The sequence below is a fragment of the Metapseudomonas boanensis genome (assembly GCF_018704125.1).
Lineage (GTDB): Bacteria > Pseudomonadota > Gammaproteobacteria > Pseudomonadales > Pseudomonadaceae > Metapseudomonas > Metapseudomonas boanensis.
The window spans coordinates 246,151-262,010 of the sequence record NZ_JAGTIS010000004.1 but is presented as its reverse complement, the minus strand read 5'-3'; the positions used below and the strand labels follow the sequence as shown (position 1 = coordinate 262,010).

14 protein-coding genes are annotated in these 15,860 nt (G+C 63.5%); 10 read left to right on the top strand and 4 right to left on the bottom strand.

Annotation, left to right across the window (positions count from 1 at the left end):
- Positions 1-49: 49 nt before the first annotated feature.
- Positions 50-1,027, bottom strand: a complete 978-nt coding sequence (locus J7302_RS10490) for a zinc-dependent alcohol dehydrogenase family protein (RefSeq protein ID WP_215373598.1) — start codon at positions 1,025-1,027, stop codon at positions 50-52.
- Between the two features lie 226 nt (positions 1,028-1,253).
- On the opposite strand from J7302_RS10490, the gene J7302_RS10485 reads away from it, so the two are divergent.
- Together J7302_RS10485 and J7302_RS10480 are read left to right on the top strand one after the other, a co-directional pair.
- Complete coding sequence (locus J7302_RS10485) at positions 1,254-2,312, top strand: HAD family hydrolase (protein ID WP_215373595.1); 1,059 nt, start codon at positions 1,254-1,256, stop codon at positions 2,310-2,312.
- Between the two features lie 291 nt (positions 2,313-2,603).
- Positions 2,604-3,902, top strand: a complete 1,299-nt coding sequence (locus J7302_RS10480; protein WP_215373592.1) for a phospholipase C/P1 nuclease family protein — start codon at positions 2,604-2,606, stop codon at positions 3,900-3,902.
- A 45-nt stretch (positions 3,903-3,947) separates the two neighbouring features.
- On the opposite strand, the gene J7302_RS10475 is transcribed toward J7302_RS10480, so the two are convergent.
- Positions 3,948-6,278: an LTA synthase family protein gene (locus J7302_RS10475; protein WP_215373589.1), complete on the bottom strand. Its 2,331-nt coding sequence runs from the start codon at positions 6,276-6,278 to the stop codon at positions 3,948-3,950.
- Positions 6,279-6,509: 231 nt separating this feature from the next.
- On the opposite strand from J7302_RS10475, the gene J7302_RS10470 reads away from it, so the two are divergent.
- The 6 genes from J7302_RS10470 (at position 6,510) to J7302_RS10445 (ending at position 12,174) form a co-directional block, all read left to right on the top strand.
- Entirely contained in the window at positions 6,510-7,346 is an 837-nt protein-coding gene (locus tag J7302_RS10470) for a CvfB family protein (RefSeq protein ID WP_215373587.1), read from the top strand.
- 195 nt (positions 7,347-7,541) lie between these two features.
- A complete protein-coding gene (locus J7302_RS10465) occupies positions 7,542-7,811 on the top strand; it encodes a DUF3509 domain-containing protein (protein ID WP_215373585.1) in 270 nt (89 codons plus the stop codon).
- A gap of 124 nt (positions 7,812-7,935) precedes the next feature.
- A complete protein-coding gene (locus J7302_RS10460) occupies positions 7,936-9,087 on the top strand; it encodes an efflux RND transporter periplasmic adaptor subunit (protein WP_215373582.1) in 1,152 nt (383 codons plus the stop codon).
- Positions 9,084-9,758: an ABC transporter ATP-binding protein gene (locus J7302_RS10455; protein ID WP_215373579.1), complete on the top strand. Its 675-nt coding sequence runs from the start codon at positions 9,084-9,086 to the stop codon at positions 9,756-9,758. The genes J7302_RS10460 and J7302_RS10455 overlap by 4 nt, the downstream gene beginning before the upstream one ends.
- The gene (locus J7302_RS10450; RefSeq protein ID WP_215373837.1) at positions 9,758-10,969 is read left to right on the top strand and encodes an ABC transporter permease; all 1,212 of its coding nucleotides are present in this window, start codon (positions 9,758-9,760) and stop codon (positions 10,967-10,969) included. The genes J7302_RS10455 and J7302_RS10450 overlap by 1 nt, the downstream gene beginning before the upstream one ends.
- 8 nt (positions 10,970-10,977) lie before the next feature.
- Positions 10,978-12,174, top strand: a complete 1,197-nt coding sequence (locus J7302_RS10445) for an ABC transporter permease (protein WP_215373835.1) — start codon at positions 10,978-10,980, stop codon at positions 12,172-12,174.
- Between the two features lie 6 nt (positions 12,175-12,180).
- Here the strand turns inward: J7302_RS10445 and J7302_RS10440 are convergent, their stop codons facing one another.
- The gene (locus J7302_RS10440) at positions 12,181-12,501 is read right to left on the bottom strand and encodes a hypothetical protein (protein WP_215373577.1); all 321 of its coding nucleotides are present in this window, start codon (positions 12,499-12,501) and stop codon (positions 12,181-12,183) included.
- Between the two features lie 320 nt (positions 12,502-12,821).
- Here J7302_RS10440 and J7302_RS10435 point away from each other — a divergent pair, with 320 nt between their 5' ends.
- Entirely contained in the window at positions 12,822-13,736 is a 915-nt protein-coding gene (locus tag J7302_RS10435; protein WP_215373575.1) for a c-type cytochrome domain-containing protein, read from the top strand.
- Between the two features lie 123 nt (positions 13,737-13,859).
- On the opposite strand, the gene J7302_RS10430 is transcribed toward J7302_RS10435, so the two are convergent.
- A complete protein-coding gene (locus J7302_RS10430; RefSeq protein ID WP_215373573.1) occupies positions 13,860-14,795 on the bottom strand; it encodes a DMT family transporter in 936 nt (311 codons plus the stop codon).
- Positions 14,796-14,918: 123 nt separating this feature from the next.
- Between J7302_RS10430 and J7302_RS10425 the strand changes: the two genes are divergently transcribed.
- Positions 14,919-15,857: a LysR substrate-binding domain-containing protein gene (locus J7302_RS10425; RefSeq protein WP_215373571.1), complete on the top strand. Its 939-nt coding sequence runs from the start codon at positions 14,919-14,921 to the stop codon at positions 15,855-15,857.
- Positions 15,858-15,860: the final 3 nt, after the last annotated feature.

The following is a 15,860-nucleotide window of genomic DNA, read 5'->3' as shown; positions in this document are numbered from 1 at the left end:
GCCTGCCTTCGCGAACGAAATCACTCCTACAGAGCGGGGACGCCTCCTTTCACGGCACCAGCACGATCTTCCCATCGCGCTCGCCACTGGCCGCAGCGGCGATGGCTTCTTTGATCTGGCTGATGTTGTAGGTGGCCGCGATGCGGGCCTTCAACTTTCCGCTGGCGATCAGTTGGATCAGCTCACCGAAGAGCTGCATCTGCTGCTGTGGCGTCGCCTGACGGAACCAGCGGGCCAGCCAGAAGCCCTTGAGGGTGACATCGCGGAAGACGAAGGAAGCTGCGTTCACCTGGCAGGGCTCGCCGCTCATGCGTCCGTAGTTCACCAGCACGCCACCCTCCGCCAGGCTGGCGGCGAGGTGGTCGGTCGAGGCACCGCCCACGGCGTCGATGCCGAGCTTGATGGCTGCGCCACCCGTGGCTTCGCGGGCGCGTTTTGGCAGGTCCGGGCCATCCACCAGCACCACGTCGCCTCCTTCGGCTTGTATGGCGGCCACGGCGGATTCGCGCCGGACCACATTGACGGTTTTCAGGCCACGGATTTTTGCCAGCTGGATCAGGTAGCTGCCGACGCCGGAGTTGGCGGCGTTCTGGATCACCCAGTCGCCCGGCTGCAGATCGACGAAATCGCGCAGCATCAGGTAAGCAGTGGGCGGGTTGACGCTCAGCATCGCCAGTTGCTGCGGATCAGCGCTGGGCAGTGGGACGAGCTGCTTGGCCTCGGCGATCAGGTGCGTGCGCCAGGTACCGCAGCCAACGGGGAGCAGCACGGTCTGGCCGGGTTTGAACTGGGCCACGTCAGAAGAGGCTTCGACGACCTCGCCCACGCCCTCATTGCCGCCAATGGCTGGCAGCGGCGGCAACATGCCGTACTCGCCGGTCAAGGTCAGCACATCCGAAGGGTTGATTGGCGCGGCCAGCACTTTCACTAGAACCTGACCTGCGCTGAGCGGCGGCAGTTGGAACTCGACGGCTTCGATCACATCTTGCGGCACCGGACCGCGGGTCCTGTATTCGGCTTTGAGCATGGCGCTTCTCCTGGGCAGGTAAGCGAATGAGTCTAGTGCCTTGACCCCGCAATGGGCTGAATCGCGAGCTATTTACCCGGCTGATTACACAACGGGGTAGATGGCGCAGAGAGAATGGCGGAGGTCGTATTGGTGGCGATGGCGGGCAGGGCCTTTGCTAGGGTCGGCGGCGAAGCTGGAGTCGCGAGCTTCCTTGGATGCATTCACACCCTAAAGGAACAAGAAGATGAAGATCGCCAAGACACTGATGTCGGCTGTGCTGTGCCTGGGAATGATAGGAGCCGCCCAGGCCGCGACCGAACTGAAGCACTGGCCGGAACCGGCCGCCAAGCAACTCGACGCGATGATCGCCAAGCATGCCAACCAAGGCAACTTTGCGGTTTTCGACATGGACAACACCAGTTACCGCTATGACCTCGAGGAGTCATTGCTGCCCTTTCTGGAGATGAAGGGGGTGCTGACCCGCGAGAAGCTCGACCCTTCGCTGAAGCTGATTCCCTTCAAGGATGTGAATGGGCACAAGGAAAGCCTCAACAGCTATTACTTCCGGCTCTGCGAGATCGATGACCTGATCTGCTATCCCTGGGTTGCCCAGGTCTTCTCCGGCTTCACCCTGCGCGAGCTCAAGGGCTACGTTGACGAGCTGATGGCCTATGGCAAGCCTGTGCCCAGCACTTATTACGAAGGCGATAAGGTCAAGACCATCGAGATCAACCCGCCGAAGGTGTTCAGTGGGCAGAAGGAGTTGATGAACAAGCTCAGTGAGAACGGCATCGAGGTCTACATCATGACTGCCGCGCTGGAGGAGCTGGTACGCATGGTCGCCTCTGATCCGAAGTACGGTTACAACGTCAAACCGGAGAACGTGATTGGTGTGACTACTTTGCTCAAGGACCGCAAGACCGGCGCAGTGACGACCAGTCGCAAGCAGATCGAAGAAGGCAAATATGACCCCCAGGCCAACTTGGGCCTTGAACTGACGCCCTACCTCTGGACCCCGGCGACCTGGATGTCGGGCAAGCACGCTGCCGTCCTCACCTACATCGATCAGTGGAAGAAGCCCATCCTGGTAGCAGGCGATACGCCCATCAGCGACGGCTACATGATGTTCCACGGTACCGACGTCGGCAAAGGCGGTATCAACCTCTGGATCAACCGCAAGCCCAAGTACATGGACCAGATCAGCGGCATGCAGAAGGATAATGCCGAGGCCCAGGCCAAGCTGGGTCTGCCGGTGACGGCCGACAAGAACTGGGTGGTGGTGACCCCCGAAGACATCCAGTGAACCCAAGGGCCGCCCCCAGTGGGCGGCCGTCTGTTCTCTCAGGGCTATCACACGACAGCCCATCATCCCGTACACCAACCCCACTCCCGGCAGGAGTGGGGCTTGCGTTCTTGCCCAGGTTGCATTGATCGGGCGATCTGCACCGCTCCTCAGCTGGGGCTCATTGGCGCTTGCACTAAAGGCAACTGTGACGGCTCGATTGGTGAGTCCGCCTGTCCTGGCTGGACAGTGGAGATGTCAGCCCCGGCTGGTAGCCTGCCGGCCTTGTCCGAACCTTGAGTGGAGTGGTCGATGAAGCACCTGCTATTCATCCTTGGCTTGAGCCTGGCCGGTTTGCCGGTCGCTGCGCTCGCCTGGTCCAACCATGCTCTGGGAACAGCCCTGGCACTCGCCGAGCTGGTGTCGATCAAGGATGCTCCGCAGGTTGAGGTCGAGACGCTGGAATCCTTTCTCGAGGAGGAGGGGGTGGCGTTGGAGCAGCTGCTGGATGAGCAAGAAGCATTCATGCGCGAGACCTATCCAGGCTACCCGGCTCGGCCCGATGAACTGCATTGGCTGCCGCTGCACCGTGGCGACCGGCGTCGAGCATTCCTCATGGCGCTGCGGGCGAACCCGGAAACCAGGCTCGCGTATTTCGTTCAGGCGCTGCCGGGAATGGACTGGCAGGGCCGGGCGCCGCTGGATGCCTCCGAAGTCATGGTGTTCAGCAAGCCTAACCTCTGGGCTGCCTGGCATTTCTACCGTGTCGAGCCCGGCGAACGATTACCGGCACTGGCGGTGCTGGCTAGTGCCTCGGATGAGCCTGATTACGGCCACGATATCAACTTGTTCAGTGACAACCCGGGGGAGGCGGGTGCCCGATACAATTTCGGCCCACAGCCGTTCGGTGACTCGCGTTACGAGTATTCCTCCCAGGCTCCTTTCCACATGGGTTACTACCACGAGTCAGAACTGGTCTATCGTGGTGCGCCATTCCTGGCACGAACCTACCCTGAAATGCGCGTTTTCCAGTACATCGGTCTGGCCCGGTTTGCCTTTGAAAGTGGTCATCCCTATTGGGGCTATCGTTTCCTTGGCTGGGGGCTGCACTACGTTCAGGACCTCACCCAGCCTTACCATGCCAAGGCACTGCCGGGGCACAGTGACACGCGCTTGCTCTGGGCAGCTCTGAAGGATGTGGTGGGCCTGGATCACGAACGGCAAGCGGTCATGGCTCAGGTCGCCAAGCGGCACACCGAGCTCGAGAAGTACCAGGTGGAAGAACTCCGCCAATTGCTGCGTGATGGCAACACAGAGAGCCCGCTGATGCGCGCCTATGCCGACCAGTCGCGTGATGGTGATTACCCTGCCTACGACGACCGTCGCTACCTGCGCTGGGCGGTTTCCCTGGAGGCTTCGAAAGGGGCTGATGACCTTGACCAGCGCCTGGGCGAATGGTTGGAAAGCGCGAACCGCCCCTCAATGAGCTTCAGCCAGGGCAATCATTTGCGGCCAGCATCGCGCGACTCTCGCCTGGATGAAGCACTGGTGCGCCTCCTCCAGCACTTCGGTGCGCACACTCGCAATGTTGTGAGAGCGGTGCTGCCCTGAGCGGATGGTGCCACCCGCGCGTCGATAGCGTGGGTGGCACGGTGATTAGTGGTACTGCGGCAGGCGCAGTTCCCTACCTTCCGGAATTGCGGTGTGCTCCTCGTCGGGACTTTCCAGGTCGTCCGCCCGACCGCCCTGCTTGCGGGCCAGCATGCCGAAGATGCTCTTGATCGGATTCAGTGGGCGTTTCTGCTCCGCCAATTGCTCGCCTGTCCCAACGCTTGGCGGCGGCAAGGCTTCGGTGGTCACACGGAAGTCGCTGATCTCGATTACGCCACGACCCTCGGCCAGCAGGTGGAACGAAAAGGCCTTGCGGGCTTCGGGGTTATCGAACGAGAAGCTGAGTTTCACTGGTTTGCCCTGCACCAGTCGGGGCAGCTCGGGTATGGCGAGGGCAACGTCGCGCTCGAATTCCTTGGCTTTCAGCTGCATCTGGGCACCCTCGCGCGCCATCCGCAGGACGCGGATCTGCAGCTGCACGTGCGTGCGGCTGTTCTTCGGCAGTTCCATATACTGCGCGCCGATCAGGTTGTCCGCCCAATCGTCCCGGGATTTCTCTTTCAGCTTGATGCGCTCGCGGGTGGCGAACTGGTACTCCTGGCCAAGCATTCCGCCCTGCAGCGATTGGTCCAGCAGCGCACCGCGCTGAGCCATCAGACGGGCTTTCTTGCCGCTGAAACTGCCGAGGTAGCGAGCTTCGTCGGCGATGAAGCCTTCGCTCTGGTAACGGCGGCATACCTGGCGGAAGTCGCACTCGGTGAAGGTGTCCTTTCCGTCATGGTGGCGCAGCTTGCCATTGGTGTAGGACATGATCTCGCGTCCGCTTGCGTACTCACGGAAGAGCGAGCGGCCAGCAAGGTTCTGCGGGACCTCATAACCGAAGTAGTCGAGGATCGAGGCCTCGAGGTCGACGTGCCCGTAGACACCGGCCTTGATTGGCGGGAGCGCGGCCTGCTCCGGCGCCAGTACCAGGTTGAAGCCCCAGGCCGAGGCAAGGCGCACCTTGTCGATACCGTGGGACTCGTCCGAGGTGACGATCACCAGGGTGTTTTTCAACACACCCTGCTTCTCCAGGCCCTGCAGGAAACTGTCCACGGCATCGTCCAGGTAGGCAATGGCGGCTTGTTTCGCGTCCGGGTAGCGTGCCAGGTAGTCGGCCGGGGCGGAGTAGGGCTGGTGGGTCCCAACCGTCAGCAGCGTCAGCATCCAGGGTTTCTTCTGCTGGCGCAGTCGCTTCACATAAGTGAGCGCGCCCTCGAAGAACGCCTTGTCATCCATGCCCCAGGGGAACTCCAGATAGGCCTTGTTAGGGAACCAGTCGCGCCCCAGGGTCTTGTCGAAGCCCATCTGCGGCATGATCTTGTCCTTGGCCATGAAGCGCAGCCCAGCGCCCTGCAGGAAGTGCGTGCTGAACCCGTGCTGGCGCATTTGCGCGGGCAGGCAGGCTTTGGCGCGAGCCGGGTTGTTCAGCAATTCGAGGCCCTTCGGTGTGCCCGAGTCGAGCTTGCTGTAGTCACCGCAGAGCATGGCATACAGACCGCGGATGGTCTGGTGGCTATGCAGCACGTAGTCCGGCGTGGTCATGGCGCGCTCTGCCCATTGGCTGAGTTTGGGCATCATGGCGACGTCGTAGCTGCTGTTGATGGCTGCGCGGTTGGCAGCCAGGTAGGCGCCGGGAATGCCTTCGAGCGTGATCACCAATACGTTGCGTGCCTGCCCCGGCCCGGGCAGGAGTGGCATACCGTCGAGGTCCAGGCGGGCAAGGCCGCTGATGTCTGGCGGGGTATCCGGCTGATCGCCGTCCAGCCAGTCTTCGAATGCCAGTTGCCCCGTGCTGGCGACGCTGGCCAGGAGCTTGTGCGGCAGGTTGAACTGCTGCCACTGGTCGGCGTCGCTCGGCTGGCTGTATTGCAGGAATACATGCCCGGCCAGCAGGGCGGCTGGTACACCGAACCAATAGCGCGGCAGCGGTTTTATCGAGCGTCGCCAGCAGATGAGGCAGGCAAGAACGCTGATGGCCAAGGCGATGGCCAGCTTCGGATGGCCTACGCCACCGCCTTGGGTGGAGTTGCTGACGAACTGCGGATCGAGCAGATAGGTCAGGTCGCTGGGCTCAGGCATACGCCCGACGGCACCTACCAGCTCGACGTTACCCAGGGTCATCAGGCTCCACGCCACCATCACGGGCAGCCCCAGCCACCACGGGCGACCGTAGATCAGGGCGATCAGGAAGCTACCCACGACAAGGTCGGACAGGTAGCCAAAGTGATCGGACCAGCCAAGCGCATAGCGCCAGGCAAGGGGAATCACCAGGAAGAGCACGCCAAGGCTTGCTAGCGATAGGAATGGTGGCAGCCAGCGGCTGGATGGGCGCACAGGGACTCCCGAAATCAGGCAGTAAGTATCCGGACGATAACGGTCACGGGTTAAATTTCACGGCATGGCGACATGATACTGAAACATCATTGTGCTCCGAGTTGATAGACCACATCGCCGAGCGAAAATTCGCGTCGCCTCAATGCATTTCTTTGCTCTGGAAGCACCATCCGTCCCCTTGGAACGTGGCCAACGGGTAGAATGCCGCCTCGACTCAAAGAGGTAGCGGATATGGCACTGATCGGGCGTTTCAACTCACTGCAGGTGGTCAAGCACACCGACTTCGGCTTGTACCTGGACGGCGGGCCGGACGGTGAGATCCTCCTGCCGAAGCGCTATGTGCCCAAGGACGAGCCCACCGAGGTCGGCGAGTGGTTGAATGTGTTCCTCTATCTGGACAGCGAAGACCGCCCCGTCGCCACCACGCTCACCCCCAAGGTCCAGGTCGGGAGTTTCGCCAGCCTCAAGGTGGTGGAAATCAACCGGGTTGGCCTGTTCCTCGACTGGGGCCTGCCCAAGGACCTGCTCCTGCCGCATTCGGAAGAGAAGCGCCCGCTCCAGGTCGGTGACTACTGCGTCGTGCATGTCTATCTGGACAAGCGCACCCGCCGGATCACCGCCACTGCACGACTGGACCGCTACCTCGACAACACCCCGCCACGCTACAAGCCCGGTCAGGCGGTCGACTTGCTGGTTGTCGAAGCGACAGACCTGGGTTTCAAGGCCATCATCGATGGCCTGCACTGGGGCCTGATCCACAAGAACGAAGTCTTCAAGTTCCTGCGCAGCGGCATGCGCGAGCAGGGCTACATCAAGGAGATCCGCCCGGACGGCAAGATCAGCCTCAGCCTGCAGCCTATCGGCGAGCGCGCAACCACCGGCCTGGCCGAGCAGATCCTCGACAAGCTGCGCAGCGAAGGCGGCGTGCTACAGATCAGCGACAAGAGCCCGCCCGAGCTGATCAGCAAGCTGTTCGGCGTCAGCAAGGGCAACTTCAAGAAGGCCATCGGCGGGCTCTACAAGCAGGGTCTGATCCGTATCCAAGAAGACCGAATCGAACTGGTCTGAGCGCATCTTGCGTGGCCCTGCAAGGTTTCGATCTTGCAGGTTGCACGCTGCCAAGAGCCTCAATCGTGCGCAATGCACGGCAAAACTTGTTTAAAAGTTTTGCAAGCGACTGATTTATTTGGCGATTCCGTTGTCATACCGCAGGCATGCATGCTGCAGCGAGGTGCAGGAGCACTTATTTCCTGGGAGAAACACATGAACCTGGACATCGGAACACTTGCCAACGCCTTTCCTGACTACGAGCTGAGCACCGCGCCCCGCCCTGATGGTGGCTACGTGCTGACGCTGGAGCGGGAGGGCAAATCCTTTCAACGGGTCGTGCCACGCATCGGCGCCGCAGCCCAGCTGGACTGGCTGATCAGCACCCTGAAGCGTGACCTGGCGCTTGAGTTTGGCGAGGTGCCGCCGGTTGAATCCCTCAAGGTGCTGCACCGCAAGCCACTGCCGCGTTACCTGCGCGCCTGAGACGCATCGCATCATCCAATGAGGCTGGAAACCAACAGGTTCCGGCCTCTCCTTCGACGTCTTCTCTGGCGCATACCCAGCCCCAGCACCTAGGCTGATCGAATCAGCTTCGTGGGAGGAGGGCATGCGCAAACTCCTGATTCTGGTGCCTGCGCTGGCGGTTCTGGGCTTGCTGCTCTGGTGGTGGAGTCGCCCGCAGCCCCTGCCTGTGCGACTGGTAACGGTCGAGAAAGGAACCGTTGAAACCCTGGTGGCCAATACCCGTGCCGGTACATTGAAGTCCTGCCGGCGCTCGCGACTGTCCTTCAATCTGGGAGGGCAGGTGACCGAATTGCTGATCGACGAGGGCCAGCGCGTCCAGGCAGGCGAGGTCCTGTTGCGCTTGCGCCAGGATGATCGACAGGCGCGCGTCGCTGAAGCACGGTCGCGCCTGGCGGGCCAGCGCAATGCCCGCGAGCAGCGTTGCCAGCAGGCCCAGCTGAACCGTCGCGACCTGGAACGATTGCGTCACCTGGCCGAGCGCAAGCTGGCCGCCGCCGATCAACTGGACCAGGCCGAAACCCGGGCCAACCTGGCACAGTTGGTGTGTGATGCAAGCGATGTCCTGATCCATGAGGCTGAGGCGCAACTGGCCCTGCAGCAGTCCTTGCTCGACCAAGCCACCTTGCGTGCACCCTTCGCGGGCATCGTGGCGCAGATCAACGGTGAGCTGGGGGAATACGTCACCCCCTCGCCACCGGGTATTCCCACGCCACCCGCCGTGGACCTGATTGATGACAGTTGCCTGTATGTCGAGGCGCCGATCGACGAAGTGGACGCTGCTCGTGTGGCTCTGGACATGCCGGCCCGGATCAGCCTGGACGCTTTCCGCAACCGCCACTTCGAAGGACGGGTCAGCCGCATTGCCCCCTTCGTTCGCGATCTGGAAAAACAGGCGCGAACAGTGGACGTCGAGGTGCAATTCGACAGCGTGCCGTCCGGCGTCACCTTGCTGACGGGCTACAGCGCCGACGTGGAAATCCTTTTGCAGCACAAAGACGAGGTGCTGCGCATCCCCACCGAGACACTATTCGAGGGTCGCCGCGTTTATCGCTACGACGCCGAGGCCGGCGTACTGCGTGAGACCAAGGTCAAGACCGGCCTCGGCAACTGGCGCTGGACCGAGATCACCGCCGGCCTGGAGCCGGGCCAGCGGATCCTCTCCAGCCTCGACGTGGAGAAACTCGCTGATGGCCTGGCAGTGGTCCCTGAGGAGGCGGTGGAGCCCGAGCCATGATCCGCCTGAGCGGCGTGACGCGTTGCTTCCAGTTGGGCGAGCAGCGGGTGATGGGCCTGGATGCCGTCGACCTGGAGGTTGCGGCTGGCGAGTACCTGGCTGTCACGGGTCCCTCCGGCTCCGGCAAGTCCACCCTGCTCAACATCCTCGGACTGCTCGATGTGCCGGATGCTGGTGAGTACTGGCTGCGTGGCGAGGCCACGGCTGGGTTGGACGAAGTACACCGGGCCGAGTTGCGTAGCCGCTGGATCGGCTTCGTGTTCCAGTCCTATCACTTGATCCCTCGGCTCAACGCCCGGGAGAACATCGAGCTTCCCATGCTCCTGGCGGGTATCGAACCGGTCGAGCGGCACCGGCGCAGTTCCGTCCTGGCTGAACGGCTGGGCCTGACCGATCGCCTGGCTCACCGCCCCGGCGAATTGTCTGGAGGCCAGCGCCAACGCGTGGCCATTGCCCGTGCCATGTGCATGACGCCTTCGCTGCTGCTGGCCGATGAGCCCACCGGCAACCTCGACAGCCAGTCCGGAGGCGAAGTGATTGCCCTGCTCGAAGAGCTCAACCGCGAAGGGCTGACCCTGGTGGTGGTGACCCATGACACCGAGCTCTCGGCGCGGGCCAGCCGCCAGCTGGCGATGCGTGACGGACGCATCGTCGAGGATCGGCGGCAATGATGCGTGCTGCCGACGCGATTGGCCTCTGGCTCGGAGCGCTGCGCGGGCACCGCTCACGCAGCCTGATGCTGCTTCTGGCGGTGGGCATCGGGGTGATCGCCGTAAGTCTGCTCACCGGGCTCGGCGAAGGTGCGCGCACCTACATCCTGGGTGAGTTTTCGGTGCTCGGGCGCAACACCGTGATCGTTCTGCCAGGGCGCAAGGAAACCAGTGGTGGAATGCCCCCGATCACCGGATTGGCGCCGCGCGACCTGACTCTGCAGGATGCAGCCGCCATCGCCCGCCTGCCGTCAGTGCTGCGGGTAGCACCGCTGCAGGCCGGGCAGGTCGAGGTCAACGTCGGCAGCCGCAACCGCGAAGCTTTCACACTAGGAACCAGCCACGATTTCTTCGCCATTCGGCAACTGGAGGTCAGCCAGGGCCAAGTGTTGCCGCTGCTCGATTTCGGTGAGGCGCAGGCGGTCTGCGTCATAGGCGCCAAGCTGCGCGGCGAGCTGTTCGGCACCCAGCCTGCGCTAGGTCATTGGCTGCGCGCGGGCGACCGGCGCTTCCGGGTGGTCGGCATCCTGGCTGAGCGTGGCGAGTCATTGGGCATGGATTTCGGCGAGATGCTCATCATTCCCGTAGCCAGCGCCCAGGCCCTGTTCAACCGCGAGGGGTTGTTCCGCATCTTTGCCGAGATGCGTGGACCTGGCCTGCTGGAGAGTGGCAAGCAGCAGATCCGCGCGACCATCCGCGAGCGCCATGAAGGGGAGGAGGACATCACCCTGATCGGGCAGGACTCCATGCTTGCGGCCTTTGCCGACATCCTCCGCGCCCTGACCCTGGCGCTGGCAGGCATCGCGGCCATCAGCCTGATGGTGGCTGGAATCCTGATCATGAACGTGACCTGGATATCGGTGAACCAGCGCACGGCAGAGATCGGCCTGCTCAAGGCCATAGGCGCTACCGCTGCCCAAGTGCGCCTGCTGTTCCTGGGCGAGGCGGCTTTGCTGGCCCTGGCAGGGGCAGTGAGCGGCCTACTGCTGGGGGAGGTTCTGCTATGGGCGGGGCGCCAGCTCTGGGACTTCCCCTTGCACGCGCCCTGGTGGGCCAAGGCCAGCGCCTTGGGCCTGAGCCTGGTGACGGCCCTGCTGTTCGCCTGGTTACCGGCCAGCCGCGCCGCCGCGATGGAGCCGGTAGATGCCTTGCGCCCGCAGGCGGGGCGATGACGGCCATGATGCGCCTCCAGGATGGCTTCGCCCTGACCGCCTCGGCGCTTACCAGCCGGCCCTTGCGCAGCCTGCTGACGATGCTTGGAGTGGCCATCGGCATCGCCGCCGTAGCCTTGCTCACGGCCATTGGCGAAGGGCTGCGCGGCTACGTACTGGATAATTTCTCGCAGTTCGGTACACGGATCATCGCCATCCACCCGGGCAAGACGCAGACCGGCGGGCTGGGTGGCATTCTCAGCAGTGTGCGCCCGCTGACCCCGGCTGATGCGGAGGCGCTCGGTCGTCTACCACATGTCGAAGCGGTGGTGCCGATCATCCAGGGTACCGGCGACATCCAGTTCCAGCAGTTCAGCCGTAGCAGCGACATCATCGGTGGCGGCCACCAGCTCGCTGAGGCCTGGCGCTTCCAGTTGGCGTTGGGGCAGTTCCTGCCGCCAGCGCGCGACGGGCGCTCACCTCCCTATGCGGTGCTGGGCCAGAAGCTCCGGACCGAACTGTTCGGGGACGCCAATCCGCTGGGGGAGCTCGTGCGCATCGGCGGTACGCGCTTCCGGGTGATCGGAGTCATGGAAAAGAAGGGGCAGTTGCTCGGCTTCGACCTCGACGACATCGCCTACATTCCCGTGGACTGGGCGCAAAGCCTGTTCAACCGGGAAGGGCTGATGGAGATCGATGTGGTGTTCAACGCCGGCATCGGCTCGGTCCAGCTGGCCGAACGCATCCGTGCCGCGCTCATCGAGCGCCATGGCGAGGAGGATTTCAGCATCACCACCCAGGACGACATGCTGGCCAGCCTCGGGCGCATCCTTTCAGTGCTGACCATCGCGATTGGCGCTCTGGGCGGCATCTCCCTGCTGGTCGGGGCGGTGGGCATCCTCACCATCATGACCACCACCGTGGGTGAGCGCACCGCCGAAATCGGCCTGCTGCGGGCCGTCGGCGCCAGCCCGCGACAGGTGCTGGGCCTGTTCCTCGCGGAGGCAATCCTGCTTTCGCTGGCCGGCGGCCTCCTGGGACTGGTGCTGATGGGGATTTTACTGGGCGGGCTGCACCTCGCCCTGCCGGGGCTGCCCTTGGCCTTGAGCCCGGGTGTGCTGATCCTGGCAATGGTGCTATCCGGGGTGATTGGTGTGATGGCCGGCATTGCGCCGGCCCGTGCCGCTGCGCGGCTGCATCCTGTAGATGCGCTACGCGGCGAGTGATTCAGTTCAGGTCTCGACGCCGGACGGCGGCATCATGTTCTCGTCTTCCTGGCCGCGGTGCTGCTCGGTGCGCGGCTCTTCGTCCCTGCGCTGCTCTTGTTTCCGGGGCTCGTTGAGTAACTCCTTGGCGGAGGCCTGGACCTCATCGACCTTCTTGTTCAACTCGTTGACGGCGTCGCCGATCGCTTCCCGGGCGATGTCCTGGGCGGCTTCCTCGGCCTTGCGCGCCAGCTTGTCGGCAGATTCCTCAGCTAGCTCGCAGCCGGCGAGGCTTGCCAGCAGGCTCGTTGCAAGGACCAGGGCGACAGGACGTGAAGCAGGTTTCATGCAGTGATTCTCCAGTGATGCGGTATGCAGCTCATTCAGCTACCGGCCATTGTCCGGCGCGGTCGCCATCATTGCCTAGACCTGTCGTCTGGAAAACCAGCCAGGGTTGGGATTCTGTATGCAGACGTTTCCGTGAAAGGCGGGCAGGGACAAGCCCCGGGTACGCAGCGGCGACTGATTCGAACCCGGGGCTTGGGGCCGACGTCCGCCAGCCTCAGAAGGACAGACTGGGAGATCATGGGCAGGGTTCCCGAGAATCTGCGTGAATGGGATGGCTTCACTAGGCTTAGCGGCATATTCGGGGGCGAGAGAGAGGCAACATGACCAGGCGGATACTGCGGTGGCTGCCGTTTTTCCTTGCCCTCCTGGCTGGCGGCACTCGAGTGCCGGCGGCTACCTTCGACGATATCCAGCCGATCCTGCAAAGTCGCTGTGTGCTTTGCCATGCGGGAGAAGCGGCGCCTCTGGGATTGCGGCTGACCAACCTCGATGACCTCCTCAAGGGCAGCAAGGTTCGCCCGGTGGTGGTCAGCGGCGATCCGTCGGGCAGTGAGCTGATCCGGCGGCTCAAGGGCATCAGCCTGCCACGGATGCCGATGACCGGACCGCCGTTTCTCAGTGATGCGGAAATCGCCCTGTTCGAGCGCTGGATTGCCGAGGGCCTGCAACCAGGCTCACGGCCTTCGTCCAGCACTGTCGAGACGCAGCCGTTGCAGCACCCGGCGGCCGGGCAGCCGGTCACCTATGCGCATGTCGCGCCGATCTTCGCCATGCGCTGCGCCAAGTGCCACTCGCGTTACGGCCTGATGGGCTCGGCGCCGGAAGGCTTCCTGCTGATCTCCTATGAAACTGCCCTGGATCACGGCGAGCGAGCGCGCATCGTGCCGGGCTCGGCCGGTGCCAGCGAGCTGGTGCGACGCATTCGTGGGCAGTCCCTGCCACAGATGCCTTATGACGGCCCACCGTACCTCAGCGAGGTGGAGATCCAGCTCATTGTCGACTGGATCGACCAGGGCGCCCGCGACGCCCAGGGCCGCCCTGCATCCAGCCCGGTCGGCTCACGATTGCGTCTTCAGGGCATGCTGGGGGAGGGCTGGACCCTCGATAGCCTGCCGCTGGTGGTCGGCCCAGGCAGCCGAATCGACAAGTCCTCTGGTGTGGGTGATTACGTCGAAGTGCGAGGGCGTTTGGGTGCTGACGGTAGGGTGATGGTGGAGCGTATCCGGCGGCGTTGAGGGCTCTACTGGCGTCGAAGCGCGCTTGCTCGCGAATCCACCCGCGCCTTCGCCAGCAAGCTGGCTCCGGCGGAGGGACGGCACCCGTGGATATCCAGCCGGCTTACGGCGGCTATCGCGCCATCAGGCTTCGGATGCGACAACCGCCCGGCGCGCCAGGCGCTCACGCAAAAGCTCGGTGCCACTCACCAGGAGAATGCCGGCGAGCACCAGGGCCGCACCGATCGCGAACGAGGGCTCGATGCTCTCGCCCAGCACCAGCACACCGAAGGCCACGCCGAACAGCGGCGTCATGAAGGACAGCACCGAAAGACGCGAGGCCAGGTATTTGCGCAAGAGCCAGAACCAGGCCAGGTAGCTGACCAGGGCGATCACCACCACTTGGAAGCCCAGGCTGAGCAAGGCGTCCTGGGTCAAGATCATCTGCGTCTGGTCGGTGGCGAAAGCCACGGCGAACAGCAGCAAGGCAGCACCGAACAATTGGTAGAAGAGCGTCTTCACCGCCGAGGCGTCCGACAGGGACGAGCCACGGATCACCAGTGTGGTAGCGCCCCAAGCCAGCGCCGCCAACACCCCGAAGGCGTCGCCGAGCAGCATGCTGCCGGGCGCATCCGTCGATTGTCCCAGGAACGCCAGCGCGATGCCGCCAAACGCAACCAGCACGCCGGCCCATTGCAAGGGTGACAGACGCTCCTCCGGCAGCATCAGGTGCAGGCCCAGGGCGGCGAACATTGGCGCTGTGTAGAGGAACACCGAGAGGTGCGATGCGCTGGTGTGGTTCAGGCCCTGGCCAATGAAAAGGAATTCCAGCGCGAACAGCGCCCCGACACTGATGCCGGGCAGCAATGTGCCGTCGTTGAAAGCGTTGCGGCCTTCGCGCCACAGGACCAGCGCCCCGAGCACCAGCGCCGCGCCGCCGGAGCGGATCGCCAGTTGCAGGATCGACGGTACGTCATCCAGCACCAGTTTGATCGCCACCTGCTGGAATCCCCAGCAGATACAGAGGAGGAACATCAAGCCACAGGCGAACCAGTCCAGGGGCAGGCGGGAAGCTTTCATCAACAAACTCGCTAGGCAGGGAAACCGCAGGTGCGGCCAATGTGCGCAGGATCGGGCTGCCGTGCCTTGCATTCAAACGATGTTTTGTCATTATGCTTTGAGCCAAACTCAAAGCGAACCGCCATGCGTCTTCCGTCGCTCATTGCCCTGCGTACCTTCGAGGTGGCTGCTCGCCGCCGTAACTTCACCGAAGCCGCCCAGGAGTTGTCCGTCACCCCTGGCGCCGTAAGCCGGCAGATCCGTCTGTTGGAGGCCGAACTCGGGGTCAGCCTGTTCGACCGTACGCGCAATACGGTCAGCCTCAACGAAAACGGACGAAAGCTGGCCGCTACCGTTTCCCAGGCCTTCGACCTGCTGATTCGCGGTGCCGATGAGCTGCGGGGCCAAGACGACGGGCCGATCCACATCACCTGTGCACCCTCCATTGCCAGCCATTGGCTGATGCGCCGGCTCAATCAGTACGCCGCCGATAATCCAGACATCACCCTCAGCCTCGAAGCCACAGAGCAGCTCACCGACCTGGAACGCGGAGAGGCCACCCTGGCGATTCGTTTCACCACGGCTGATTCCCCAGCTCAGGCCAGCGAGCGGCTGTTCTGCGAAACCTTCTTTCCGGTGTGCAGCCCGGCGTACCTTGAACAATTCGGGCCGTTCGACGCACCGCGCGACCTGCTAAAGGCGCGGCTGATCCACACGCACTGGAGAAATGCCGCGAATTTGAGGTTACCGGGATGGGATGACTGGTTTGCCGCCTATGTCGGTGAAGCAGAGCCTCAGGCGGGGGGGATGCGATTCGGCCTGATCGGCCATGCGATCCAGGGCGCCGTAAGCGGCCAGGGATTCGCCCTGGGCACCACGGCGCTGGCCAGTGACGACATCGCCAATGGCCGCCTGGTGGTGCCGTTCGCGGAACGCTGCAGGCTGCGCACGCCCTGGGAGTACCGCCTGGCGTGGAGTCGCAAAACGACACCAGCGGAGAAGGTCCGCCGATTGATCGATTGGCTGGCGGCCGAAGCCCGAGCCAGCGCCGGGCCGGAGTCAGAGGGGGAAGGCGGCGCCTGACGG